The following is a 22,814-nucleotide window of genomic DNA, read 5'->3' as shown; positions in this document are numbered from 1 at the left end:
CATGCGCTACCGCACTCTCGGCAACTCGGGCACGATCGTCTCCGAACTCGCCCTCGGCACCATGACCTTCGGCGCTGAAAGCGACGAGAACGAGTCCACCGCCATGCTGAACCACTATCTGGACGCCGGCGGCAACTTCATCGACACCGCAGATGTGTACGCCGGCGGCCGCAGCGAAGAGATCATCGGCCAATGGATGAAGTCCAGTCCCGCGCGCGGGGACGCGGTCGTCCTGACCACCAAGGCCCGCTTCCCCACCGGTGACGGCCCTAACGATGTCGGCGTCTCTCGCCGGCACCTCGCCCGAGCGCTCGACGCCTCGCTCCAACGGCTCGGCGTCGACCACATCGATCTCTACCAACTCCATGCGTGGGAGCAGCTCACCCCCATCGAAGAGAGCCTGCGCTTCCTCGACGACGCCGTCCGGGCCGGCAAGATCAGCCACTACGGGTTCTCGAACTACACCGCTTGGCAGCTCACCAAGGCCACGGACCTCGCCGCCCGCAACGGCTATACGCCACCCGTGACCCTCCAGCCCCAGTACAACCTGCTCACCCGGGGCATTGAGCTGGAGATCGTCGATGCGGCACTCGACGCAGGTCTGGGGCTTCTGCCCTGGTCTCCATTGGCCGGAGGGTGGCTCACCGGTAAATACCGCCGCGGAGCCGAACCGACCGCCGGTAACCGCTACGCCAAACCGCAGGACCGCGCGGTCAGAGACCAACGGGACAACGACGAGCGGGTGTGGGAAGTGATTGCGACTCTCACCTCGATTGCCGACGCGCACTCCTCGGCCCCGGTTCAGGTCGCGCTCGCCTGGCTGCTCGCCAAGCCGGCAGTCACATCGGTCATCCTCGGCGCCCGGACCATCGACCAACTCGTCGACAACCTCGCGGCCACCGACGTCCACCTGAGCGAGGCGGAGCTGGCCGACCTGGACCGCGTCAGCGCGCCCCGTTTCGATGAGTACCCGTACAGCGCCTGGGCACGCCAGGACAGGCACCGACGCCTCGAAGGCGGACGATGACACCCGCATTCACCTCGCGTCCCGACGTCCTCGTCATCGGCGAAAGCGTGATGGACATCATCTCCGACGGGCTCGAGGAGCTCCATCGGCCCGGCGGCAGCCCCATGAACGTCGCTGTGGGCCTTGCCCGACTCGGCCATCGCACCGAACTGCTCACGCAGCTGGGCGACGACGCTGAAGGAGACGCGATCCGTCAACACCTGACCGACGCCGGGGTGACGATCCATCCCGGATCCATCACCGCCGCTCCGACGTCCACCGCCATCGCGACCCTTCAGGCCGACGGCTCGGCGAGCTACGAGTTCACCATCGAATGGAACCTGGCGGCGACGCACGTCGATCCGCCTCGCCTCCTTCACACCGGTTCGATCGGAGCCATCGTGGAGCCGGGAGCCCGCGAAGTCCGCCGCATCATCGAGCAGCAGGACCACGCCCTCATCAGCTTCGACCCCAATATCAGGCCAGCCATCATGGGGTCACGTGACCATGTCAGGCGACTCGTCGAAGGCCTCACCGCACACGCCCATGTCGTGAAGATGAGTGACGAAGACACCGCTTGGCTCTACCCCGGCGCAAGCACCAGGGCCGTGCTCGACGCGCTGATCGCGGCCGGCGTCGCACTCGCGATCGTCACCCTCGGCGCGGACGGATGCGCACTCATGACGCCGAACCTCTTCCTTCGCCTCCCAGCCGTACCCACAACCGTCGTCGACACCGTCGGGGCCGGCGACTCGTTCACCTCCGCACTGCTGAGCGAAATCCTCCGTCTGGACCTCGTGGAGACCGTGCGCGCGGGCGCGCTCAGCTCCACGCAGGCGTCCCGCCTCGCCCAGAGTGCTCTGAGTGCGGCAGCGATCACTGTCAGCCGGCAGGGAGCACAACCGCCGACCACGGACGATCTGGCCGATCCTGCCCAGTTGTCGGGCCGGATCGGATGAGGCCGCACAGGCCTCGGATATCGCCCGACCTTTCCGGGGGAACATCGGTGACCAAGAGCAGCCCTGGTTGAATCACGCCTACGCAGAAACACTCAGCTGTTTCCACTTCGCCCACTCGGCGAGCCTGCGCTCGTAGATTGCACTGGCGATCTCGACGGCCTGCGCGCCGAAGATGACGCGCAGTGGCGGCTCCTCGGTATCAGCCACAGCGAGCAGGGCTGTTGCAGCAGCGTCTGGTTTCCCGGCTGCTTGACCGCCGCGGCGCGCTGCCGCGGCTTCCCTGATGGGTTCGTATTCCGGCAGCGGTATGGAGTGACGTGAGGACGCGCTGGACCAGTCGGTCTCGTAGCCGCCCGGCTCGACGATCGTGACGGCGATACCGAAGGGCGCAACCTCGAGAGCGAGTGATTCCGAAAACGCTTCAAGCGCCCACTTCGAGGCGTTATACGCGCCGAGATTCGCAAATGCGCCGATTCCGCCGAGGCTGGAGATCTGGATGATGTGCCCATATCCCTGGGATCTCATGATGGGGACGGCCGCCTGGGAGACCCACAGCGCACCGAACACGTTCGTCTCGAACTGGTCTCGGATCTCCTGCTCGGAGAGCTCTTCGATAGTGCCGAAGTGGCCGTAGCCGGCGTTGTTGACGACCACATCCAGGCTGCCCATTATTGCCGTGGCCCTGTCGACGACTGCGGCGGCGGCGGCGTGCTGGGTGACATCAAGTGCGAAGGGATACAGCCGATCAGGGAATCGAACGCGAAGATCGTCAAGTGCACTGACGTCTCGCGCGGTCGCGGCGACAATATCCCCCCGGTCGAGGGCTGCCGTGGCGAATGCACGGCCGAGTCCGCGGCCGGCGCCAGTGATGAACCAGGTCATACTCATGGTCTTCTGTCTCTTTCTGTGTTGAGTCAGCGCAGCACGCTGAGCGATTCGGTGTGTGGACGGTTGAGGGCCCACAAGGCGTCTGCCACCTGGGCTGGTTCGTGAACCTGGCCCGGGCCGATCGCGCCGACGACGACGAGTTGGGCTACGACGATTCCCGACGGTGCCAGTGCCTCGTGGAGGAGGCTCACGTAAACCGTCTCGGCGGCGGTGGTTACAGCGCTGGCGGCGCGGCTCGCGGATGGATGGAGAGCTCCGCTGCCCGTCGTGAAGAGCAGGCTGCCCCTGCCGGAATCGAGCATCGCGGGCAGAACTTCTGCAACGGCGGCAGCGGCTCCCCCGACGTTGAGGGCCAACGACTCCGTGAGCTCCTCGGCTTGCGTCTCGAGAACCGGCTTGATCAGCTCGATGGCGGGCAACGGGCTGAAGCACAACGTCTCGATGGGTCCGATTCGGTCACCGATCGTCTGAATGGCAGCGCGAAGTTGCATCGGGTTCGTCGCATCCGCGCTGGCCCATGCTGCTTGGATTCCTTCAGAGTCGAGCGTGTGGGTGAGTTCGGTGAGACGAGCCGCGGAGCGTGAGATCAGACCGACAGCGCCCCCTGTCCGGCCGAAACGACGGGCGATGGCCAATTCCAAGCCGGGGCCCGCTCCCACGATCAACATCGCTGCACGAGGCGATTCCTGCTTCTTCATTCCTCAAGACTGCCGAGCGTTGCACGGCTAAGGAAGGTCGCAACGAACCCCGGTGTACGGCACCCCCCAGGGGCGGTCAGTCAGCCTGTGAGGAGGTGAGGGACCGACCGAGTCGGGCGAGGGCAGCAGCCGAGGTTGTTCCCGGTTCGGCCCGGTAGACGATCAATTCCTGCCCAGGCGCGCTGCGTACGTCGAAGGTCTGAATCTGTAGTTCGAGGTCGCCGACAACAGGATGCCGTAGTCGCTTCACGGCCAGGCGTCGCCCCCGAGCCAAATGATCGGACCACATCGACCGGAACTCCGGGCTTCCCGATTCGAGCCGCTGAAGCACATCTCGAATCCGCGTGTCGTCCGGTTGTGCGGCGTGGAGGAGCCGGAACCCAGCAACGGTGTTGGCAGCCGTCTCTGTCCAGTCTCGATACAGGGCGTGCGATGCGGAGTCGAGAAACATCGACTCGATGAGGTTCCTCCTCGGCGGGAATCCTAGGAAGAGCGCTTCAGCGAGGGAGTTTGCCGCAATGACGTCGAAGGCGTGCCCGAGCAAGACAGTCGGATACTCGGCCCACTCCGTCATCAATGCCCACAGGGTCGGATCGACCACGTTCGTCGTCGCGGGACCCCGCCTCGGTGTGAGCCGAGCCAACCGATAGAGATGAGCCAACCCGTGTTCGTCAAGCAGAAACGCCCTGCCCAGTGCATCGGCAACCTGCGCAGATGGGGAGAGCTCCCGTCCTTGCTCGAGCCGAGAGTAATAGTCAACGCTGACGCCGATGATTTGCGCAACTTCCTCGCGTCGCAGCCCCGCAACGCGCCGTCGACCGCCCACGGCAATGCCGACATCGGCCGGACTGGTGCGACTTCTGCTCGACTTGAGAAATTCGCCCAACTCTGAGGTCACGGCACAAACTTTAGCGTCCGGGCGTAGTCCGAATGTGAGAAGCGATCATTCTGAGCATCCTGAATTCAGGACGGGTGATCGTGCTCGCGCGCCGGGATTCCGGACGGAGGATCAGGCACCCCGGACGATCGGTTCGGCGCAGCCGCGTGCAGCCGACCACGATCGAAGGATGAGCGTCGAAACGTCCTCCCCCTCCGATACGTCGTCCGTCCCCGCGGTCTCCGCCGCGTCCGCCCGCTCCGCCGCCCCGACACCGGAGCGCCACGCATCCTGGGGCGGCGTGGTCGCCCTCATGGTGGGAGTCTTCGCGCTCGTCACCGGCGAGTTCCTCCCGGCGAGCCTGCTGTAGCCGATCGCCTCGGGGCTGGGCGTCAGCGAGGGAACGGCCGGGCAGGCGGTCACCGCGACGGCACTCATCGGTGTGATCGCGGGGCCGGCGATCGGGCCCCTGTTCCCCCGGCTCGACCGGCGCATCCTGCTTGTCGGGCTCGCGGTGCTCGCTGCGGTCTCGAACATCCTCGTTGCCGTGGCTCCGCAGTTCTGGCTGCTGCTGGTGGCTCGAGTGCTTCTCGGCGTCGCGATCTCCGGCTTCTGGTCCATGGCGGTCGCGGTCGCCGCGCAGCTGGTGCCCGCCGAGCATCTCGGACGGGCCATGATGATCGTCAACACGGGCGTTTCGCTGGCGACGGTGGTCGCCGTACCGCTCGGCGCCTTCCTCGGCGCCCTCTGGGGATGGCGCGCCGTCTTCCTCCTCGTCGCGGCGATGTCCGTCGCAGCCGCGGTGGCGCAGATCCTGCTTCTTCCGCGTGTGGCCCCGGCGAAGGGGTCCGGCGTGCGGACGCTCCTGGCCGCCGTGCGCGCGCCGGTCATGATCGTCGGGCTGCTGGGCATCGCGCTGCTCGCGGGCGGACACTTCGCCGGGTTCACCTACATCCGGTTGGGTGCCGCCGATATCCCGGGCCTCACCGCAGGCGGGCTGGCGATCCTGTTGGCGGCGTACGGCCTCGGCGGCTTCGCCGGCAACATCATCGCCGGAATCGTGTCCGACCGACGGCTGCGGACGGCCCTGGTCGTGATGCCGGCCGTGCTGGGAACTGCGGTGACGGTGTTCGCCCTGGTCCCCGACTTCGTGCCGCTCGCCTTCGCTGCCGTCGTGCTGTGGGGCTTCGCGTTCGGCGGCGTCCCGACGCTCGTGCAGACCTGGGCGGCTCGCGTGGAGCCGGAGCGGATGGAGGCCGCCGGCGGACTCGTCGTCGCGGCCTTCCAGCTGGCGATCGCGCTCGGTGCCGCGGTCGGCGGGGTGCTCGTCGACGGAGCAGGCGTGAAGGCGGCGCTGGTCACCGGGGGCGTGGTCGCCGTCCTCGGCGGTGTCCTGCTGGGCTCCGCACGGAGACGCAAGGCGCTCTAAACGGCGGAAGCAGCCGCCCTGCCGGGCAAGGGAAACCGGCAGGGCGGCTCGAGGACGATCGCACTGCGGGCACGCTCGCTCCTCACCGAGATAGACGAGGGATTCCGCTTGTTATGACGCCATCGCCGACTCGCGACGCCAGCTTGCCGGGCTGGTCCCGGTGTGGCGGCGGAAGGCGCGGCTGAAGGCGACGTCCGACCCGTACCCGAGCCGCAGCGCGACCTCGCCGACGCTGAGCCGGCCGTCACCCAACAGCTGCTTGGCCTGATCCATCCGGAGCCCGGTGAGATAGCGGCTCGGGGAGTCGCCGACGACTTCGCGGAAGCGTTCGGCGAACACGGTCCGCGAAGCGCTGGCCACGTGGGCCAGCCGATCCACCGTCCACTGCTCGCCCGGTGACTGCTGCATCGCAGCGAGGGCGCGTGCGATGTGCGGGTCGCTCACGCGCACCAGCCACTGGTCCGGCGCGCAGCCGTTCTCGGCCCAGGCCCGCACCGCCGCGGAGGCGATGATCGTCGCGATCCGGCTGGCCATCACGCAGGTGCCGGCGCGCATCCCGCCGTATTCGTGACTCAACGTCTCGATGAGGGGTCCCATGTGGGGTTCGCGCACCACGAAACCGCAGGCGACGAGCAGCTCGGGCAGCGCGAGGACGAACGGCACGCCGGCGGCGGTCGCCGCTTCCAGCTCACCGGAAGCGAGGACCGTCTCCTCCGTGGCGAGGATGCGGTGGGCGCCGGCCCGGGGCAGCATCAGGAAGTCGCCCGCAGCGAGCCGCAGCGGCGAGTCGCCGCCCGACACCTCGACCGCCCCCTCGACCACGTAGTGGAAGCGCACGTTCCCGCCGGGGATCGCCGCGAGAGCTCCGGCGACCAGCTCACGCCGGCTGAAGTCGAGCAGCGTCCACTCGAGCCGAGCCAGCATCCGCCCCAGCTCGCCGATGGTGGCCGGCTCGGGGGTCACCGCGCGAGTGACGGGGAGAGTCAGGGTCATGGAGTAGCGAACCGCCCAACGACGACGGTCATTCCCCCCGGCACGGTTCTCAGCCGAAGGCGAGAAAGGTCCCCGCTTTGCCCGGCTCCCGCAACTCGAACCTGAGCCGAAGGCCCGCCCCACGGAGCAGCTCCACCTGCTGCACGAACTGTTCGTTCGTGACGAAGACGAAACTGTGCACCGCCCACTCCTGGGCGAACCAGTTCCGGAGGGCGTCGAGCAGGCGCTCATCCATCCCCGTCCCCATCCTGCTTCGACGGACCCAGAAGTAGGCGACGACGTCGAGGTCGGCCCAGCGCTCTGGTCCGAGAGGAGTCACCGTGGACTTCGCGAGGAACGTGGCGCCCGGCGGAAAGACGTAGACGCATCCCAGGCACTCGTCGCCGTCCGGATCGAGCACCGTGAACGTGAACGCCCTTCCCTCGGCATGGCGCGCTTCCAGTCCGGCGAGGTCTTCGCGGTCCGCCTCCACGGTGAAGTCGTCATCCGGCCACGACGACTGCTCCCACAGCCGCAGATAGTCGCGCGACTCCATCACGGCGGCATGGTCCCTCTCCGCATCCTCCTCGGTGATCGGGCGGAGGACGAACTCCGCTGTCCGAAGCTGGATGGGCACGGGCCCCTTCGAGTAGACGGCCGTCATCCATGCCTCCTCTCGCGTGCGGGTCACGCCGAGGATAGGACAACCGGACTCCGGGCAGTAGTACGGGCCCGACCGAGCCGATCAGTTCACGGGATGACGACCGTCCGCTCGCCCCGGGCATCCGAGTGCTCCCACGCCTCCTCGATGTCGCTCAGCGCGACGACGCGGGGCCGGATCGCGAGAACGCCGGAGGCGACTGCCGCGGCGAGTTCCGGCAGCCGCGCCTTGCCGAGGTCGGCGGAGCCGAGCCCGCTTCCGCTGACGCGAAGCGCGTTCGACCGAAGCCACGCGCCGTCCAGAGTGATGGCAGGGCCGCCCATCCCCCCGACGTGCACCCAGTCGAGCAGCTGGGTGTGGTCGCGACGCGCGCTCAGGATCGCCAGCATGGCGCGCTCGGCCGGCGCACCCCACACATAGTCGAGAACGATGTCGACGTCCGCCGCGGCGTCCGCGATCGAGGTGGCGGTCGCCTCCTCATCGGAAGACAGCACCACCCGGTCGTCCGCTCCCTCCGCGAGCAACTGGTCGAGTCGTCCGGCGTCGCGTCCGGCCGCGATGACGCGCCCCGCCCCGAGGTGACGTGCCGCCTTGACGGCCATCGAGCCTGCGGCCCCGGTGGCGCCCAGAACGAGCACCGACTGCCCTTCGGCGAACGGCACCCGCGAGGTGAGGACGACCCAGGACGACATGGCGGGGTTCATGGATGCGGCCACGGTCGCCGGGTCCGCATCCTCAGGCAGCGCGACGGCCCTGCCCGGATCGATCAGGATGCGCTTCGCCATGGTGCCGCCGACACCGCCGACGTAGGCGAGCGAGCCATCCGCCCGCCGGACGACGCCGTCGATTCCGGGCACCAGAGGAAGCACGCCGGAGCTCGCATAGTGCCGCCCCGCGGCGATGCCCCTGGTGACCGGGTGGATGCCGACGGCGAGCACGTCGGCCAGTTCGCGCCCGGCTTCCGCGCGGGGTGCGGGGATGGAGCGGTACCGCGGTGATTCGCCGAACGACTCGACGAGGGCTGCTTCGATGGTGTCCACGAGACCTCCTGTTAGTACGTGTTACGCACTAATATAGTACGCGTTGCGGACTATCGCTAGACTGGGTTCATGAGCGAGGAAGATCACCGGACGGCGCTCGAGCTTCTCGCGCAGCTCTCCTTCGAGACGAGCGAGCGCCTGCAAGAACGGGCCGCCGAGGCCGGGATGTCCATGCAGCAGGCGCGCCTGCTCGGCATCCTGAGGGACCGCGAACCCACGATCAACGACCTCACCACGCACCTGCGGCTGGACAAGTCCAGCGTCAGCGGCCTGGTGATCCGCGCCGAACGCCGGGGACTGGTCAGCCGCATCCAGCACGAGAGCGACGGGCGCGCCGTGCGGGTCCGGTTGGAGCCTCCCGGTCGCGCGCTGATCGACGCGGCCAACGCGCGATTCGAAGAGGACATGCGCGAGTTCTTCACGACGCTGGACCATGCCGAGCGGACGCAGTGGACGGCCATGACCGCCCGGCTCCTCACCGCCGAAGCAGAACGGCGACGCTCCACTCTGTAAGGCCCTGGCCGCATGACGGACGTCGAACCCACGGCCATTGCCGACTGCCGCGCGCTAAGGTCATACCTATGACGCCAGACTCCACGGCCGCGACACGGCTCATCCCGCAGCGGCTGCCCGCCGAGCGGCTCGGAGTGGCGGTCGTCGCCGAGCTCGTCGAGATCATCGTGACCGGTCAGCTCAACGAGGGCGACCTCCTGCCGCCGGAAGGCCCGCTCAGCGAGCACTTCGGCGTGAGCCGGACCGTCCTCCGCGAGTCGGTGAAGCGCCTGGAGGAGAAGGGACTCGTCATCGTCTCCCAGGGACGCGGCACGCAGGTGCAGGCGCCCGGGTACTGGAACATGCTCGATCCGATCGTCCTCTCGGCCCTCATCGACAACGACGAGAGCCTCGGTGTGCTCGACGAGTTGACGGTCGTCCGCGCGAGCCTCGAATCGGCGATGGCGGGAGCTGTCGCCCGTTCCCACTCGTCGGAGGAGCTGCGCCGCCTCGAGAACGCGCTCACCGCGATGCGCGAGAGCGAGTCGGAGACCGACTCCTTCCGGCAGGCGGACGTGGTCTTCCACTACGCGCTGATGGAGATCTCGGGCAACCGGCTCGCCGAGAACATCGCCAAGCACCTGTACAAGCGCGCCGTCGAGTCCAGCCGCTACCAGGGCATCAACCCGCCGGATGCGGTCGCCCTGACGCTCGACGAGCATGCGGCGATCGTGGAGGCCATCGCGGGCAACGATCCGGCGGCAGCCGAGAAGGCGATGCACGACCACATCCACGTCTCGTGGGAGCGCCGACGCCTTCCCGACCACGCGCCCCGCACGCGCAAGAGCACGAAGGCTCAGGCCGCCGAGTAGACCCTCGCGGCCGTCCCGCCGAGGACGGCGTCGCGTTCCGCTGCCGAGAACCCGGCCGTGAGGATGTCGAACGCCTCCCGCCAGGCCGGGGCGCCGCCGCCCAGTTCGGCGAGCGGCCAGTCGGAGCCGTACAGCAGACGGTCCGTGCCGAAGGCATCGACGGCGACCTCGACGACCGACCGCAGGTCCTCCGCCGACCACTCGCCAGGCGCGAGGCCGGAGCTCAGGCCGGACACCTTGGCCGTCACGTTCGGCCGGCGCGCGAGCTCGCGGAGCCCTGCCTCCCAGCGCGCCGGGTCGGCGTCCTCCGCGAGCGGACCGCCGAGATGGTCCAGCACGAAACGGACGCCGTCGTGTCGGGCAGCCAGGTCTGCGGCCTGCCCGAGCTGCCAGTCGCGGATGACGAGGTCGAACGCGAGCCCCTCGCGACCGAGCGCCGCGAGACCCTGCGACACGTCATCCCGGAGCAGCCATTCGGGGTCCGGATCGATGTGCGCGAGATGCCGCACGCCGACGACCGGAACTGTGCCCGCCCGCACGCGGGCGAGCTGCGCAGCGACATCGCCGGTCAGGTCCACCCAGGCGACCAGCCCAGCCACGACGGCCGGGTCGGATCGCGAGAGCCGCTCGCTCTCCGCCAGGCTGTTGCTCGCCTGCACGAGAATCGCCCGGTCCATCCCGGTGGCCGCCAGCATCGCGCGCAGCTCGTCGCCGCCGAAATCGCGGTCGATCGCGGCCATCCTGGCCGGGTCGATCCAGTCCTGCGGATCGGTCCGGCGGTTCCAGAGGTGCACGTGAGCGTCGATGCGTCCCGTCATCGCTGGCGCCACACCTCGTCGATGGGCTGCCAGAGCGCCCCCGGGTCGCGCTCCTCGGCGATCCTGACCTGGCACGGGTCGGTGTGCGTCCACCACTCCTGCGACACCGGATCTTCGCCGATCCGGCGCAGGTCGGCTGCGTGATCCTCCCCGATGTACTCGTAGTGGGCGAAGAGGATGTCGCCGAAGACGAAGATGCTGTAGTTGCGGATGTTGCACTCCGTCAGCTTCGCCTCCACCCCGGGCCACACGGCGCGGTGGAGCTCGAGGTACTCCTCCCGCTTCTCCGGCCGAACCCCGACGACCAAGGCGAACCGTTGCGGCTCCCCGCTCACGAAACGGTCCTCACCGGCACGGTCGGGTCGTCGTTCACGTCCGGCTCGGCGACCAGGCGCAGCGCCGCCCGCTCGGGCCGGATATGCGGCCCGGTCGCAGGCGGAGCACCCTGGGCGCCTGCGGCCGTCAGCAGTGACTCGTCGACGATGATCCCGAGCCCCGGACGGTCGCCGAGGACGATGCCTCCGTCGTCGAACGTCTGGTCCACATCCAGCCCCCGGGGGAAGGCGAGGTCCTGCACCTCGTGCGTCAGGAGGTTCGGCACGGCGGCCGCCGCGTGCGCGATCGGGTTGGCGTTGTAGGCGACCGGGCTGACGGGCAGATCGTGCCCGTGCGCAAGGGTGGCGACACGGAGGAAGTGCGTGATCCCCCAGACGTTACCGACCTGGACGACGTCGACGGCATTGGCATCCAGGAGCGGACGGTACTGCTCCAACCCGGTGAGGTTCTCACCGCTGGCGACGGCCGCCTTGATCTTGCCGCGCAGCGCGGCCATCCCCGCCGCATCCCACCGGCGCAGCGGCTCCTCCACCCAGGTCAGGTCGAGGCGCTCTTCGATCGCGCCGACATACCTCGCCGCCTGTGCGTGGTTCCACGACTCGTTCACGTCGAACATGATCGCGGGATGCCGGGAGTTGCGGCTCAGCACATCCCGCATGATCTCCAGCCGCGGGAGGTCGCGGTCGAGATCGCGACCGCCCTTGAGCTTGCCCGCCTTGAATCCGCGGTCGGCGAACCGCCCGTACAGCTCGGCCAGCTCTTCGTCGGTCTGCCCGTACTCGAGCCCCGACGCGTAGCCGGGCACGAAGCGCTCACGGGCGCCGAGCGTCCGCCAGAGCGGTTCCTCCGCCGCCTTCGCCTTCAGATCCCAGAGCGCCATGTCGATGGCCCCGATCGTCCCGAAGGTGGAGCCGGAGTGGCCGGCCTTGAAGACCCAGTCGAGCATGCGGTCGTAGAGCGCGACGACCGCACGCGGGTCCTCGCCCTCGACCGCGGGGAAGACCCGGGCGATGTCATCGTGGGCGCCGAGCCCGACACCCTCCAGACCGCTGTCCGTCTCGAGGATGAGCACGGGGACGGGCGTCGTGTTGCCGACCTGGACCCCGTTGACGTCGCCGGTGACACGTCCCCAGTCGTGGACGGTGGTCAGGCTGCGGTAGCCGGTGATCTTCATGGGCGGTTCTCCTTCGGTGCGGGCGTGATCATTCCTTGGTTCCTCCCGCCGTCATGCCCGCGACGAGGAAGCGCTGGGAGAAGAGGAAGACGATGAGCACGGGGAGGATCGAGACGATGGTCGCCAGCGCCAGGGTGGGCAGCTGGACCGAGTCGGATCCCGCCGAGCTGGGGTTGAACGCGGGGGTCGCGGCGAGCAGCGACGTCAGGCCGACCTGGACGGGGTACCCGTCGCTCGAGGGCAGCATCACGAACGGCAGGAAGAAGTTGTTCCAGTTCTGCACGAAGCTGAAGAACGCGACCAGGGCGACGACCGGCGCGGCGAGCGGCAGCGCCACCCGGGCGAACACCTGGAACTCCGTGCAGCCGTCGATGCGTGCCGCGGCCAGGAGGTCCCGCGGGATGCTCGTCGAGAAGTAGATGTAGGTCAGGTATACGCCGAACGGGAAGAACGACATCGGCAGGATGACCGAGAGCGGGCTCCCGATCAGGCCGACCGTGTTGAGCTCCAAAAAGATCGGCAGCACCAGGGCGGTGCTCGGGATCAGCATGACCACCAGGGTCAGCACGAGAAGCGCCTTCCGCAGGCGGAACTCGGTGAGAGCCAGGGCGTATCCGGCCGGGATGCTCACCAGCAGGGTGATCACGAGCGCGCCGATGGAGTACAGCGCCGAGTTGCCGATCCACAGGGTGACGGCGCCGTCCTGGAAGCCGAACAGCTGGTTCCAGTTCGCCGTGAAGTCCGCCCACGATCCGATCGCGAACGGGTTGTCCACGATGAGCGCCTTGGACGACTTGGTGACGGCGAACAGCAGCCACACGATCGGGATGGCGAAGAACAGGACGAAGACGGCCAGGACGACGCCGGCGATGGTGCGGCCGCTCCACCCGCGGAGGCTCGCGCGGCGACGCTCGCCGGTGAGTGCAGTCATTGTCATTCCTTTTCGAAGAGGCCGCCGCGGGTGACGAACACCCAGGAGAGCAGAAGCGCGACGATCAGCAGGAGGAGCGAGATCGCGGCAGCGCCGTTGAAGTCGTTCTGCTGGAACGCGTACTGGTAGGCGAGCTGGTTCAGCGAGTAGTCGTTGGGCACCACCGCGTTGCTCGCCTGGCTGAGGAGTTGCGGTTCGACGAAGAGCTGCGTGCCCGCCGCCAGCGACATCACGCCCATGTAGGCGATCCACTTGCGCAGCATCGGCAGCTGGATGCGGATGGCGATCTGCGCGGCGTTCGCGCCGTCGATCCGCGCCGCCTCGAGGATGTCGGTGCTGATGTTGTTCAGCGCTCCGTACATGATGACGATCCAGCCGCCCGCGCCCGTCCAGAAGGCGATGATCGCGAAGATCGCCGGGAGGTTGCCGGGCTGGATGACCTGTACGAAGCTGTTCAGCCCCATCAGCCGGAGCAGCCCGCTCACCGGGCTCGCGGTCGGGTCGAGCACGAACAGCCAGAGCAGCACACTCGACGCACCCGCCAGGGCGCCGGGGAGGTAGTAGACGAAGCGGAGCGTCGTGCTGGCCCAGCGGACCCGGAGGGCGTGCACTACCAGCGCGAGCAGTACTACGAAGATCACCAGGCTGATCAGCCAGATCACGAGGTAGATGGTGACGTGGAGCACCGCCGGCCAGAACCGGAAGTCGGTGACGACCTTGATGAAGTTGTCGAAGCCGGCGAATCCGCCGTCGGCGTTGGTGAAGGCGAGCAGCACCGCGTAGAGCGCGGGGATGATGCCGAAGGCGATGGCGAGCAGGGCGTAGAGCGAGACGAAGACGTAGCCGATGGGCGTGCGTCCTGGCGCCCGGCTGCTCCGCCGGGCCGACCGCCGGCGCGCGGAGGCGCCGGCGGTCAGCTGGTCGCTCGGAGGAGCGAGGGTCATGTCAGTTCACCTTGTATCCGTCGACCTTGGCCTGGTTCTCGATCGCCTGCTGCCAGGTCGGGAGCAGCTCCTTGATCGTCTTGCCACCGGAGATGGCCGGGGTCATCGTCTTCGCCCAGACGGCCTCCTGGCTGAAGATGCCGTAGCCCCAGCCGTCCCACACCTGCGAGGCCGCGGTGGCGACGGGAGCAAGCGACGTGGCGAAGTACTTGCTCGCCTCCTGCTTCTCCACCCACTTCTTGGCGGCGGGAGCGTAGGCCGGGTATCCGGGAGCGACGTTCACCTGGTAGTCGTCGGAGGTCGTGACGAACTGCGCGAACTTCTCGGCGGCCTTCAGGTTCTTGGAGTGGCTGGAGATGAACCAGGTTCCGCCGCCGACGTTTCCGGTGACGGCCTTGTCCTCGCCCTTCCACGGCAGGGGCGCAGCCACACCGAGTTCACCGGCGGGCACGTTGAGCGACTGCGGGTTGTTGAAGATGGCGCCCGCGTACCACGCCGGGCCGGGCATCATCAGGACCTTGCCCGCGTAGCTCTTGACGAACTCCGGGGTGAAGACGCTGATCGCAGGCACGGTGCCGTTCTCGCGAAGGGTGTCGAGCAGGGATGCCGCACGTGCGCACTCGTCGCTGTCGGTCTTCACCGTGACGGACTTCGGCCCGGTGATGTCGTTGGCCTGGCACTTGCTGGCCCACATGAACACCTCGGGCGTCCACGCGTCTCCGGCGGTGCCGATGATGTAGCCGGGGTGCTCCTTGGCGACCTTCTCGCCGAGGGCCTGGTACTCCTCCCACGTCGTGGGGACGGTGTAGCCGAACTTGTCCAGCTGCGCCTTGTCGTACCAGAGCACCGCCTGCGCGAGGTCGTTGCGGAGGCAGTACACCTGCCCGTTCACGGTGCAGGGGTTGAGGGCGCCCTCGGTGAAGTTGTCGAGGGTGTCCTTGGGCACGAGGCCCTTGTCGAGAACGGCCGCGAACGCCTGCTTGCCGTTGCTCTTCTGGCTGGCCCAAGCGGCGTCGTTGTTCTGGCTGGAGAAGACCACGTCCGGCCAGCCGCTTCCGGCCCGGTCGAACAGCTGCATCTTCGTGCGGAACGAGTTGGACCCGTTCGCGGAGCCGTCGTAGGTGACGACCTTGATCTTGGTGTCCGGGTTCGCCTTCTCGAATGCCTTCGCCGCGGCCTGACGGTCCGCGTCCACCCAGACGGTGATCGTCGAGGAGGTGTCCTGCTTGGCTTCGGGAAAGCCGTACGACCCGTTCGCCGAGCTCCCACCGGTACTGCAACCGGTGAGGGCCAGGAGCGCCGTCGCGGCGCCAAGTGCGGCGACGGTCAGCACCGACGTACGGCGTGAACGCACCACAGTGTGGATTCCGACCATGAGATGTCCTTGTCTTGTCGACTTCGTTGACGACTCCGAGGAGGCGTGTTCTGACTATAGGGCATACGTATGATGTTTGCCAACAGCGCGTCGGGGCGGCTAGCGCGACACCGGATCGCCGTCGCCGAGCAGCTCCAGTTCCTCCGAACGAGGCATGCTTTCCCAGTCCCCCCAGCCCATGCACGCGAAGGCGCCACAGGCGTTGGCCGTGGTGAGGCAGTCGCCCAGGCTCTCGCCACGAAGGCGGCCGGCGAGAAAGCCCGCGACGAAGGCGTCGCCTGCGCCGACGGTGTCCACGACCGGGACGCGAAGAGCCGGATGCTCGACCAGCGCGCCCCCGTCGGAAGCGAGGCTGCCGAGCGCTCCGCGCTTGAGGACCGCCGTGGAGGGCCCCAGCTCCCGCATCCCCTCCACCGTCGCTGCGGCGTCGGCATCCGGCCGGCCGAGCAGCAGCGCCGCCTCGTCGTCGCCGGCGAAGATCACATCCGCCCTGGCCGCGATATCGCGGTACACCTCCGCCGGATCGCCGGTCGTCCACAGCGCGCTGCGGTGGTTCACGTCGAAGGAGACGGGGATGCCGTTCTCTCGTGCGATCTCGAGCACGCGGTGGACGGTCTCCCGCCCGGAGTCGGAGATCGACGCCGTGATGCCTGTGACGTGCACGAGCGCCGCGGTCTCGATCAACCGCCGATCGATGTCGCCGGGCTCGAGTCGGCTGCCGGCGCTGCCCGAGCGGTAGAACCAGACCTTCGTCGTGTGCGGAGTCCGCTTCTCTTTCACCATCAGGCCGGTGGGATGGTCGGCGTCCACGACCGGATGCGCATCCACCCCCTGGCCGAGGATGTCCCGCACCACCCGCCGCCCCAGGCCGTCGGCGCCGACCCGGCCCACCCACGCCGTCGCGATCCCGAGCCGGCTGAGGCCGATGGCGACGTTGCTGTCCGCTCCGCCTGTCCCGATCCGCGCCGTGTCGATGTCGGCGAGGCTTCCGACTTCCGCCGCGCGGAACAGCCCCATCGTCTCGCCGAAGGTGAGGACGTGGCCGCTCATGGTGCGGCCTCGACCGCCTGGACCGCGTGGCGGCAGAGCGACTCGATCGCCGCGAAGTCGCGCGCGGAGAGGGCGGCTCGCGGCACCATCCAGCTTCCGCCGACCGCGACGACCGACGGCAGGGCGAGGTACTCCGCGGCGCGCGCCGCGTCGATGCCGCCGGTCGGGACGAAACGGATCTCCGGGAACACGGAGGACAGCGCAGCGACCGCGGCGCGGCCTCCCGAGGCCTCGGCCGGGAAGAACTTCAGAGTGCGCAGCCCGAGAGCGCGGGCGCGCATGACCTCGGTGGCCGTGACGACGCCCGGCACCGCGGGCACGCCCCGCCGGGCGCAGACCGCGATGACCGCGTCGGCCAGCCCCGGGCTCACGACGAACGACGCTCCTGCGTCGATCGCGGCCTCCGCCTGGTCGGCCTCCAGCACGGTTCCTGCGCCCACCCGCAGCCCGGGCACCGCGCCCATCCTGCGCAGGGCGTCGAGGGCCGCGGGCGTTCGGAGGGTGACCTCGGCCTGCCGGATGCCTCCGGCGACGAGCGCACGGCCGAGGCTCTCGGCGGCGTCCGCGTCGTCGATCACGACGACCGGGAGGATCGGCTCGAATGCGATCATCGCCCGAGCCAGCCGCCGTCGACGGGCAGGATCGCTCCGGAGATGTAGCGCGCGGCGTCGGAGGCGAGGAAGACGGCCGCTCCCCCGATGTCCTCCGCGCTCCCCCAGCGGCCCGCCGGGATCCGGTCGAGGATGGCGCGCGACCGTTCCGGGTCGTCCTGGAGGGCCTGCGTGTTGTCCGTCGCGATGTAGCCCGGGGCGATGCCGTTCACGGTGACGCCGCGTCCCGCCCACTCGTTCGAGAGAGCGCGCACGAGACCTGCGACCCCCGATTTCGCCGCGGCGTAGCCCGGAACGGTGATGCCGCCCTGGAAGGACAGCAGCGACGCCGTGAAGACGATCCGGCCGCCGCCTTCCTGCAGCATCCGGCCGCCGAGCGCCTGGCTGAGCACGAACCCGCTGGTCAGGTCGACCTCGAGCACCTCGTCGAACCAGTCGAGGGGATGCTCGGCCGCGGGCGCGCGGCGGATCGTTCCCGCGTTGTTGACGAGGATGTCCACGGGTCGCTCCTGCGTCCCCAGACGCAAAGCCAGCTCTATCACTTGCGCACGGTCGGCGAAGTCGACCCGGTGGCCCTCGAAGCTCCGCCCCAACTCGCGCACCCGGTCGCCGATCGCGGACGACGCCGGGTCGAGCGTGGCCGATACCCCCACGATGTCCGCCCCGGCTTCGGCGAGCGCCTCGGCGATCGCGAACCCGATCCCGCGCTTGGCGCCGGTGACGACCGCGAGTCGGCCGGTGAGGTCGAATGCGGTCATCGTGCGACCTCCACGAGCAGCTTCATGGCCTGCCCGGCTTCGAGCGTCTCGAACGCCGACGCGACCTCGGGCAGAGGCACGACGCGGGTGATCAGGCGGTCGGCCGGGATCTCGCCCGCGGCGACCAGCTCGACGGCGCGCTCGAAGTCGCGACGCTCGTAGACCCGGGCGCCGAGGATGCGCAGCTCCCGCCAGAAGAGGCGGTGCAGGTCGATCGGGCGCGGCTGCGAGTGGATGGCGACCACCACGAGCGTGCCGCGAACCTTCGCCAGCGAGGTCGCCCCGAGCACTGCTGCCGCGGCGCCGGAGACCTCGAAGACGACGTCCGCCCCGGCCCCTCCGGTCCACTCCTCCACCCAGGCCACCTGGTCGACCGCCGACGGGTCGAGCGTGCGCAGCCCCATCTCCTCGGCAGCGGCCCGGCGATTGGGATCGATCTCGGCGACCACGACCTCCGCCCCGAACGCCGCGGCGACGGTGGCGATGAGGACCCCGATGGGGCCGGCGCCGATGACGACCGCCTTGTCGCCGGGCGCGAGTTCGGAACGGCGGACGTCGTGGACGGCCACCGCGACCGGCTCGACGAGCGCCGCATCCCGGAGCGAGACGCCGGAGGGGAGCCGGACGAGGGTCGACGCCGGCACGTTCCACAGCTCCTGCAGGGCGCCCGCGCTGTCGATGCCGATGAAGTCGAGGTTCTGACAGATGTGCTGGTTGCCGGCGAGGCAGGCCGGGCAGGTGCCGTCCCAGTCGAGCGGCATGACCGTCACGGCATCGCCGACCGCCCAGCCGTCGACCTCCGGCCCGAGTTCGACGATGGTCCCGGACATCTCGTGCCCGATGGTGGCGGGCATGGTGACCCGCGAATCCATGTCTCCGTGGAAGACGTGGAGGTCGGTCCCGCAGATGCCCACGTAGGCGACCGCGAGGCGCACCTCCCCGGGATTCAGGGGTTGTGGTTCGCGCTCCTCGATCGTGATCGTCCGGTCGCCTACATAGTTCGCCGCCAACATCGCCGGGGTGTCCCTTCTTCGAAACTCTCGTGGGTATCCAAACATAATACGTATGCTGAGTGGAATAGACTGCCGCAATGATTCAGCCCCTGCCCACCCGCGCCCTGCGCACCGGGACCGAGCTCACCGAACTCGGATTCGGAGCCGCGCAGCTCGGCAACCTCTTCCGCGAGACCACCGACGAGGAGTCGGCGGCGGCCGTGTCCACCGCCCTCGAGGGCGGGATCCGCTACCTCGACACGGCCCCGCACTACGGGTTGGGACTGTCCGAACGCCGCCTCGGCGCCGCGCTGAGGGAGGTTCCGCGCGACACGATCGCTCTCTCCTCGAAGGTCGGGCGGCTGCTCGTCGACAGCCCTGAAACAGCTGACCGGCTCGACGACGACGGGTTCCTCGTCCCGGCCGCGACCACGCGGGTCTGGGACTTCAGCCGCGACGGCATCCGCCGTTCGGTCGAGGAGTCGCTCGGGCGACTCGGCACCGATCACCTCGACATGGCCTACCTCCACGACCCCGACGAGCACTGGCAGGCGGCATCCACCACCGGCATCGACGCCCTGATCGAACTGCGGGACGCGGGGGTCGTCAGAGCCATCGGCGCGGGAATGAACCAGTCGACGATGCTCGCCGAGTTCGTCCGGCGCACCGACGTGGATGTCGTGATGGTCGCCGGCCGTTTCACCCTGCTCGACCAGTCGGCGCTCGACGATCTCCTGCCGCTGGCGCAGGAACGTGGGGTCGGGGTCGTCGCCGCGGCCGTGTACAACTCGGGGCTGCTGAGCAGCGAGACCGTCGACCGGACCGCAAAGTTCGACTACGGCACAGCTCCAGAGGCCGTCGTCGATCGCGCCGTCCGCGTCGCCGAGGTCTGCGCACGGCACGGGGTGAGCCTTCCGGCGGCTGCCATCCAGTACCCGCTGAGGCATCCCGCTGTCGTGTCGGTCGTGACGGGGATGCGCACCGCAGCACACGTGAACAGCACGATCGACCGCTACAGGGCGGCGATTCCCGAGTCGCTCTGGGAGGAACTGGACGCCTCCGGCCTTGCTCCCGACCCGGCTCGGACCGACGCGAGGCGCTGAGCGAACGCAAACGTCATACGTCTCTTGCTGTAAACGTCATACGTCTCTTGCTGTAAACGTCATACGTATGATAACTCTGTTGCGGGGGCATCGACGCTCCCCACGACAGGAAGCGATCCAACATGACATTGACGTCAGAAACGGGGCGTTCGATGACGAGGCGAAAGGGGAGGTCGGCACTGCTGGCACTCCTCGGCGCAGGCGTCGTCATCGCGTCGGCGCTCATCCCGCTCAAGGCGGAAGCCGCTCCATCGACCATCTTCTACGCAGCACCCGACGGTAAGGACGCCGGGCACTGCAGCCAGAGCATGCCGTGCTCGCTCGAACGCGCACAGCATGTCCTCCGTCCCTCCATCAAGCACGGGGATGTGACCGTCCAGCTCGCCGACGGCACCTACCGCCTCTCCAAGCCGCTGAGCTTCGATGCGGGCGACGGCGGAGGCACGAACACGGTCCACTGGACCGCCGCCCCGGGCGCCCACCCCGTCATCAGCGGAGCTTCGGACGTCACCGGATGGTCGCAGTCCGACGCAGGCGCCGGCATCTGGGAGGCCCCGACGCCCTCCGGGCTCGATACCCGGCAGCTCTACGTGAACGGCACCATCGCGCCCCGCGCGGCCATCCGGCTCGCCAACGCCGACGTCACCCCGACCGCCACGGGACTCACGATCAAGAACCCCGCCCTCGCCTCCCTGGCAAACCTGCCGGACCAGGGACGCATCGAGTTCGAGTCGCTCGGCGACTTCACCAACCGGTATTCGCCCGTACAGAGCATCAGCCCCACCGAGATCACCATGGCGCAGCCGGCCTGGGACAACAACACCTGGGGCTGGGACACCGTCCAAAGATCCTTCCTCGCCGGCCCCAGCTGGTACCTCGACAACTCGCTCGCCTTCCTCACGCAGACGAACCAGTGGTACATCGACCCGAGCGGCGGGAAGCTCTACTACAAGCCCGCCGCGGGCGTCGACCCGAACAAGCTCGACATCGAGTTGCCGCGCCTGCAGTCGCTGATCAGCATCGGCGGCACGTACGACAAGCCGGTCAGCGGACTGTCGTTCGAGGGCATCCAGTTCTCGGGAACCTCCTGGCTCGGCCCGTCCACCGACGGCTACGCCGACCAGCAGAACGGGCTGTTCTTGAAGGGGACGTACGACTACCGGCCCGCCGACGCGTTCACCAGCTGCTCCCGCGGCTGCGAGATGTTCGAGCGCGCGCGCACCAGCTGGTTCCAGGAGCCGTCAGCGGTCCAGGTCTCGGCGGCCAGCCACATCTCCTTCACCGGCAACACCTTCACCAACCTGGGCTCCACGGCGCTCGGCATCGGGAACGATGCCAACGCCACGGTCACCGGCGTCGGCTACGGAGCAAGCAGCATCGACGTGGTCGGCAACCGGTTCACGGAGGACAGCGGGCACGGTGTCGCCGTCGGCGGAGTACTGCCGGATGCGCACCACCCGAGCGATGTGCGGATGACCAACCAGGACATCCGCATCCAGGACAACACGATCGACCACGTGTCGGTGGACTACAAGGACAACAGCGGCATCCTGAGCACCTACGTGACGAACGCGCAGATCCTGCACAACGAGGTGTCCAACGTGCCGTACGACGGCATCGACACCGGCTACGGCTGGGGCATCAACGACGCGGGCGGCTCGAACGACTACGTCGACCGCGGCTACTACAAGTGGAACACCCTCTACACGACCCCGACGACGCTGAAGGACAACCGCGTCGAGGGCAACCTCGTGCACAACACGAAGGCCCGCTTCGCGGACGGCGGATCTGTGTACAACCTGTCCGCCAGCCCGGGCAGCGTCGTGGACAAGAACTACCTGTTCAACATCTCGGGAGTCGGCCTGTACCTCGATGAGGGATCGCGCTCGCTGACCTACGAGAACAACGTGGTGCAGGGCGGCTCGTTCGTCTTCACCAACGCCTCCAGCCTCCGGAACAACACCAGCGACAACACCATCCAGAACAACTGGTACAACTCCGGTGGCGTCTCGGCGCCTAACGCGGCCGCGCACAACAACAAGCTGATCAACAACGTCAAGGTCACCGGCGCGAACTGGCCGCAGGGTGCTCGAGACGTGATCTGCGCAGCCGGGGTGGCGCCTCAGTACCGCACCTCGCTCAACGCCAACCAGTTCGGCTTCACCGGGTGCCCGGTGACCGCGCCGGTGGGTGCCGGATTCGCCACGACCGGGGCCTCGGCCGTCAGCTCGTACTTCGGGCAGGCGGGCGGAGCGTTCGGGATCGCCGCGGCCGGAGCGGACGTGTGGGGCGCCGGCGGTCAGCACTCCGACCAGTTCGGCGCGATCTACAAGGACGACTCGTTCGGTTCGGCGTCGAGCGTCTCGGCCCGGGTGGTGTCGGTGAACGACGCCAACGCCTCCGCGAAGTCCGGTGTGATGGTCCGCAACGACATCACGAAGGCGGGCGCCTCCGCCGGCTACGCGGTCGTCGCGGTCACCGCCCGCAACGGGGTCGTCTTCGAGTGGGATGCGAACGGCGACGGCTACCTGGACTCGGAGGCGAAGGCCTCCGTGGACGTGTTCCGCCCGATCTGGGTGCAGCTGACCCGGAGCGGCTCGTCGTTCACCGCGTCGTACTCGTACGACGGCGCGAACTATGTGCCGATCGGGTCGCCGGTCGCGCTGGCCTCGGCCGCGGTGACGCAGGATGCGGGGCTCTTCTCGACCTCGCACGACGTCACGCAGTCGGCGATCAACCAGTTCGACGGGTTCACGATCACGCCGTGATCCGCTGAATCCTGGAGCGCTGAATCCTGGAGCGCTGACGACAGCGGGGGCGACGGGCCG

24 protein-coding genes are annotated in these 22,814 nt (G+C 68.5%); 8 read left to right on the top strand and 16 right to left on the bottom strand.

Annotated elements, in window-relative coordinates; all coding sequences use genetic code 11:
* Position 1 precedes the first annotated feature (1 nt).
* Positions 2-1,027, top strand: coding sequence for an aldo/keto reductase (locus AB4Z18_RS15180; RefSeq protein WP_441783571.1), 1,026 nt, complete (start codon positions 2-4; stop codon positions 1,025-1,027).
* Positions 1,024-1,965, top strand: coding sequence for a carbohydrate kinase family protein (locus AB4Z18_RS15175; RefSeq protein WP_441783570.1), 942 nt, complete (start codon positions 1,024-1,026; stop codon positions 1,963-1,965). Before AB4Z18_RS15180 ends, AB4Z18_RS15175 begins: the two co-directional genes overlap by 4 nt.
* A 78-nt stretch (positions 1,966-2,043) precedes the next feature.
* Here AB4Z18_RS15175 and AB4Z18_RS15170 read toward each other — a convergent pair whose 3' ends face one another.
* The 3 genes from AB4Z18_RS15170 to AB4Z18_RS15160 all read right to left on the bottom strand — a co-directional run bounded on the left by AB4Z18_RS15170 (position 2,044) and on the right by AB4Z18_RS15160 (position 4,449).
* Complete coding sequence (locus AB4Z18_RS15170) at positions 2,044-2,847, bottom strand: SDR family NAD(P)-dependent oxidoreductase (RefSeq protein WP_441783569.1); 804 nt, start codon at positions 2,845-2,847, stop codon at positions 2,044-2,046.
* A gap of 32 nt (positions 2,848-2,879) precedes the next feature.
* Positions 2,880-3,551, bottom strand: a complete 672-nt coding sequence (locus tag AB4Z18_RS15165; RefSeq protein WP_441783568.1) for an SDR family NAD(P)-dependent oxidoreductase — start codon at positions 3,549-3,551, stop codon at positions 2,880-2,882.
* Between the two features lie 76 nt (positions 3,552-3,627).
* A complete protein-coding gene (locus AB4Z18_RS15160; protein ID WP_441783567.1) occupies positions 3,628-4,449 on the bottom strand; it encodes a helix-turn-helix transcriptional regulator in 822 nt (273 codons plus the stop codon).
* A gap of 169 nt (positions 4,450-4,618) precedes the next feature.
* On the opposite strand from AB4Z18_RS15160, the gene AB4Z18_RS15155 reads away from it, so the two are divergent.
* Positions 4,619-4,798 carry a hypothetical protein gene (locus tag AB4Z18_RS15155; RefSeq protein WP_441783566.1) on the top strand — a complete coding sequence of 60 codons (180 nt, stop codon included), beginning with the start codon at positions 4,619-4,621 and terminating at the stop codon, positions 4,796-4,798.
* Between the two features lie 3 nt (positions 4,799-4,801).
* Positions 4,802-5,857: an MFS transporter gene (locus tag AB4Z18_RS15150; RefSeq protein ID WP_441784014.1), complete on the top strand. Its 1,056-nt coding sequence runs from the start codon at positions 4,802-4,804 to the stop codon at positions 5,855-5,857.
* A 111-nt stretch (positions 5,858-5,968) separates the two neighbouring features.
* Here the strand turns inward: AB4Z18_RS15150 and AB4Z18_RS15145 are convergent, their stop codons facing one another.
* The 3 genes from AB4Z18_RS15145 to AB4Z18_RS15135 are packed head-to-tail and all read right to left on the bottom strand — an operon-like array spanning position 5,969 to position 8,530.
* Positions 5,969-6,850, bottom strand: coding sequence for a helix-turn-helix domain-containing protein (locus tag AB4Z18_RS15145; RefSeq protein WP_441783565.1), 882 nt, complete (start codon positions 6,848-6,850; stop codon positions 5,969-5,971).
* Between the two features lie 49 nt (positions 6,851-6,899).
* Positions 6,900-7,520, bottom strand: coding sequence for a GNAT family N-acetyltransferase (locus AB4Z18_RS15140; protein WP_441783564.1), 621 nt, complete (start codon positions 7,518-7,520; stop codon positions 6,900-6,902).
* A gap of 59 nt (positions 7,521-7,579) precedes the next feature.
* A complete protein-coding gene (locus AB4Z18_RS15135; protein WP_441783563.1) occupies positions 7,580-8,530 on the bottom strand; it encodes a quinone oxidoreductase family protein in 951 nt (316 codons plus the stop codon).
* Between the two features lie 69 nt (positions 8,531-8,599).
* Here AB4Z18_RS15135 and AB4Z18_RS15130 point away from each other — a divergent pair, with 69 nt between their 5' ends.
* The gene (locus tag AB4Z18_RS15130) at positions 8,600-9,043 is read left to right on the top strand and encodes a MarR family winged helix-turn-helix transcriptional regulator (protein WP_441783562.1); all 444 of its coding nucleotides are present in this window, start codon (positions 8,600-8,602) and stop codon (positions 9,041-9,043) included.
* A gap of 68 nt (positions 9,044-9,111) precedes the next feature.
* Positions 9,112-9,894 carry a FadR/GntR family transcriptional regulator gene (locus AB4Z18_RS15125; protein ID WP_441783561.1) on the top strand — a complete coding sequence of 261 codons (783 nt, stop codon included), beginning with the start codon at positions 9,112-9,114 and terminating at the stop codon, positions 9,892-9,894.
* Here the strand turns inward: AB4Z18_RS15125 and AB4Z18_RS15120 are convergent.
* The 10 genes from AB4Z18_RS15120 to AB4Z18_RS15075 form a co-directional block, all read right to left on the bottom strand.
* Positions 9,879-10,712, bottom strand: a complete 834-nt coding sequence (locus AB4Z18_RS15120) for an amidohydrolase family protein (RefSeq protein ID WP_441783560.1) — start codon at positions 10,710-10,712, stop codon at positions 9,879-9,881. The genes AB4Z18_RS15125 and AB4Z18_RS15120 overlap by 16 nt on opposite strands.
* The gene (locus AB4Z18_RS15115; protein WP_441783559.1) at positions 10,709-11,047 is read right to left on the bottom strand and encodes an L-rhamnose mutarotase; all 339 of its coding nucleotides are present in this window, start codon (positions 11,045-11,047) and stop codon (positions 10,709-10,711) included. The genes AB4Z18_RS15120 and AB4Z18_RS15115 overlap by 4 nt, the downstream gene beginning before the upstream one ends.
* Positions 11,044-12,222, bottom strand: coding sequence for a mandelate racemase/muconate lactonizing enzyme family protein (locus AB4Z18_RS15110; RefSeq protein WP_441783558.1), 1,179 nt, complete (start codon positions 12,220-12,222; stop codon positions 11,044-11,046). The genes AB4Z18_RS15115 and AB4Z18_RS15110 overlap by 4 nt, the downstream gene beginning before the upstream one ends.
* 28 nt (positions 12,223-12,250) lie before the next feature.
* Positions 12,251-13,153: a carbohydrate ABC transporter permease gene (locus tag AB4Z18_RS15105; protein WP_441783557.1), complete on the bottom strand. Its 903-nt coding sequence runs from the start codon at positions 13,151-13,153 to the stop codon at positions 12,251-12,253.
* 2 nt (positions 13,154-13,155) lie between these two features.
* On the bottom strand, positions 13,156-14,097 hold the full coding sequence (locus tag AB4Z18_RS15100; RefSeq protein ID WP_441783556.1) for a carbohydrate ABC transporter permease: 942 nt from the start codon (positions 14,095-14,097) through the stop codon (positions 13,156-13,158).
* A 1-nt stretch (position 14,098) separates the two neighbouring features.
* Positions 14,099-15,472 (bottom strand): ABC transporter substrate-binding protein, encoded by a 1,374-nt coding sequence (locus AB4Z18_RS15095; protein WP_441783555.1) that lies wholly within the window; start codon positions 15,470-15,472, stop codon positions 14,099-14,101.
* Positions 15,473-15,571: 99 nt separating this feature from the next.
* Positions 15,572-16,522 (bottom strand): sugar kinase, encoded by a 951-nt coding sequence (locus tag AB4Z18_RS15090; RefSeq protein ID WP_441783554.1) that lies wholly within the window; start codon positions 16,520-16,522, stop codon positions 15,572-15,574.
* The gene (gene eda, locus AB4Z18_RS15085; RefSeq protein WP_441783553.1) at positions 16,519-17,133 is read right to left on the bottom strand and encodes a bifunctional 4-hydroxy-2-oxoglutarate aldolase/2-dehydro-3-deoxy-phosphogluconate aldolase; all 615 of its coding nucleotides are present in this window, start codon (positions 17,131-17,133) and stop codon (positions 16,519-16,521) included. The genes AB4Z18_RS15090 and eda overlap by 4 nt, the downstream gene beginning before the upstream one ends.
* Positions 17,130-17,891, bottom strand: a complete 762-nt coding sequence (locus tag AB4Z18_RS15080) for an SDR family oxidoreductase (RefSeq protein WP_441783552.1) — start codon at positions 17,889-17,891, stop codon at positions 17,130-17,132. Before AB4Z18_RS15080 ends, eda begins: the two co-directional genes overlap by 4 nt.
* The gene (locus tag AB4Z18_RS15075; RefSeq protein WP_441783551.1) at positions 17,888-18,904 is read right to left on the bottom strand and encodes a zinc-dependent alcohol dehydrogenase; all 1,017 of its coding nucleotides are present in this window, start codon (positions 18,902-18,904) and stop codon (positions 17,888-17,890) included. The genes AB4Z18_RS15080 and AB4Z18_RS15075 overlap by 4 nt, the downstream gene beginning before the upstream one ends.
* A 77-nt stretch (positions 18,905-18,981) precedes the next feature.
* Here AB4Z18_RS15075 and AB4Z18_RS15070 point away from each other — a divergent pair, with 77 nt between their 5' ends.
* Positions 18,982-19,986 (top strand): aldo/keto reductase, encoded by a 1,005-nt coding sequence (locus AB4Z18_RS15070; RefSeq protein ID WP_441783550.1) that lies wholly within the window; start codon positions 18,982-18,984, stop codon positions 19,984-19,986.
* 152 nt (positions 19,987-20,138) lie between these two features.
* Positions 20,139-22,754, top strand: a complete 2,616-nt coding sequence (locus AB4Z18_RS15065) for a right-handed parallel beta-helix repeat-containing protein (protein ID WP_441783549.1) — start codon at positions 20,139-20,141, stop codon at positions 22,752-22,754.
* The last annotated feature ends 60 nt before the right edge of the window (positions 22,755-22,814 follow it).

This window comes from Leifsonia sp. 2TAF2, assembly GCF_052115085.1.
Lineage (GTDB): Bacteria > Actinomycetota > Actinomycetes > Actinomycetales > Microbacteriaceae > Leifsonia.
The sequence above is the reverse complement of the archived record's forward strand: the minus strand, read 5'-3'. Positions and strand labels throughout refer to the sequence as shown.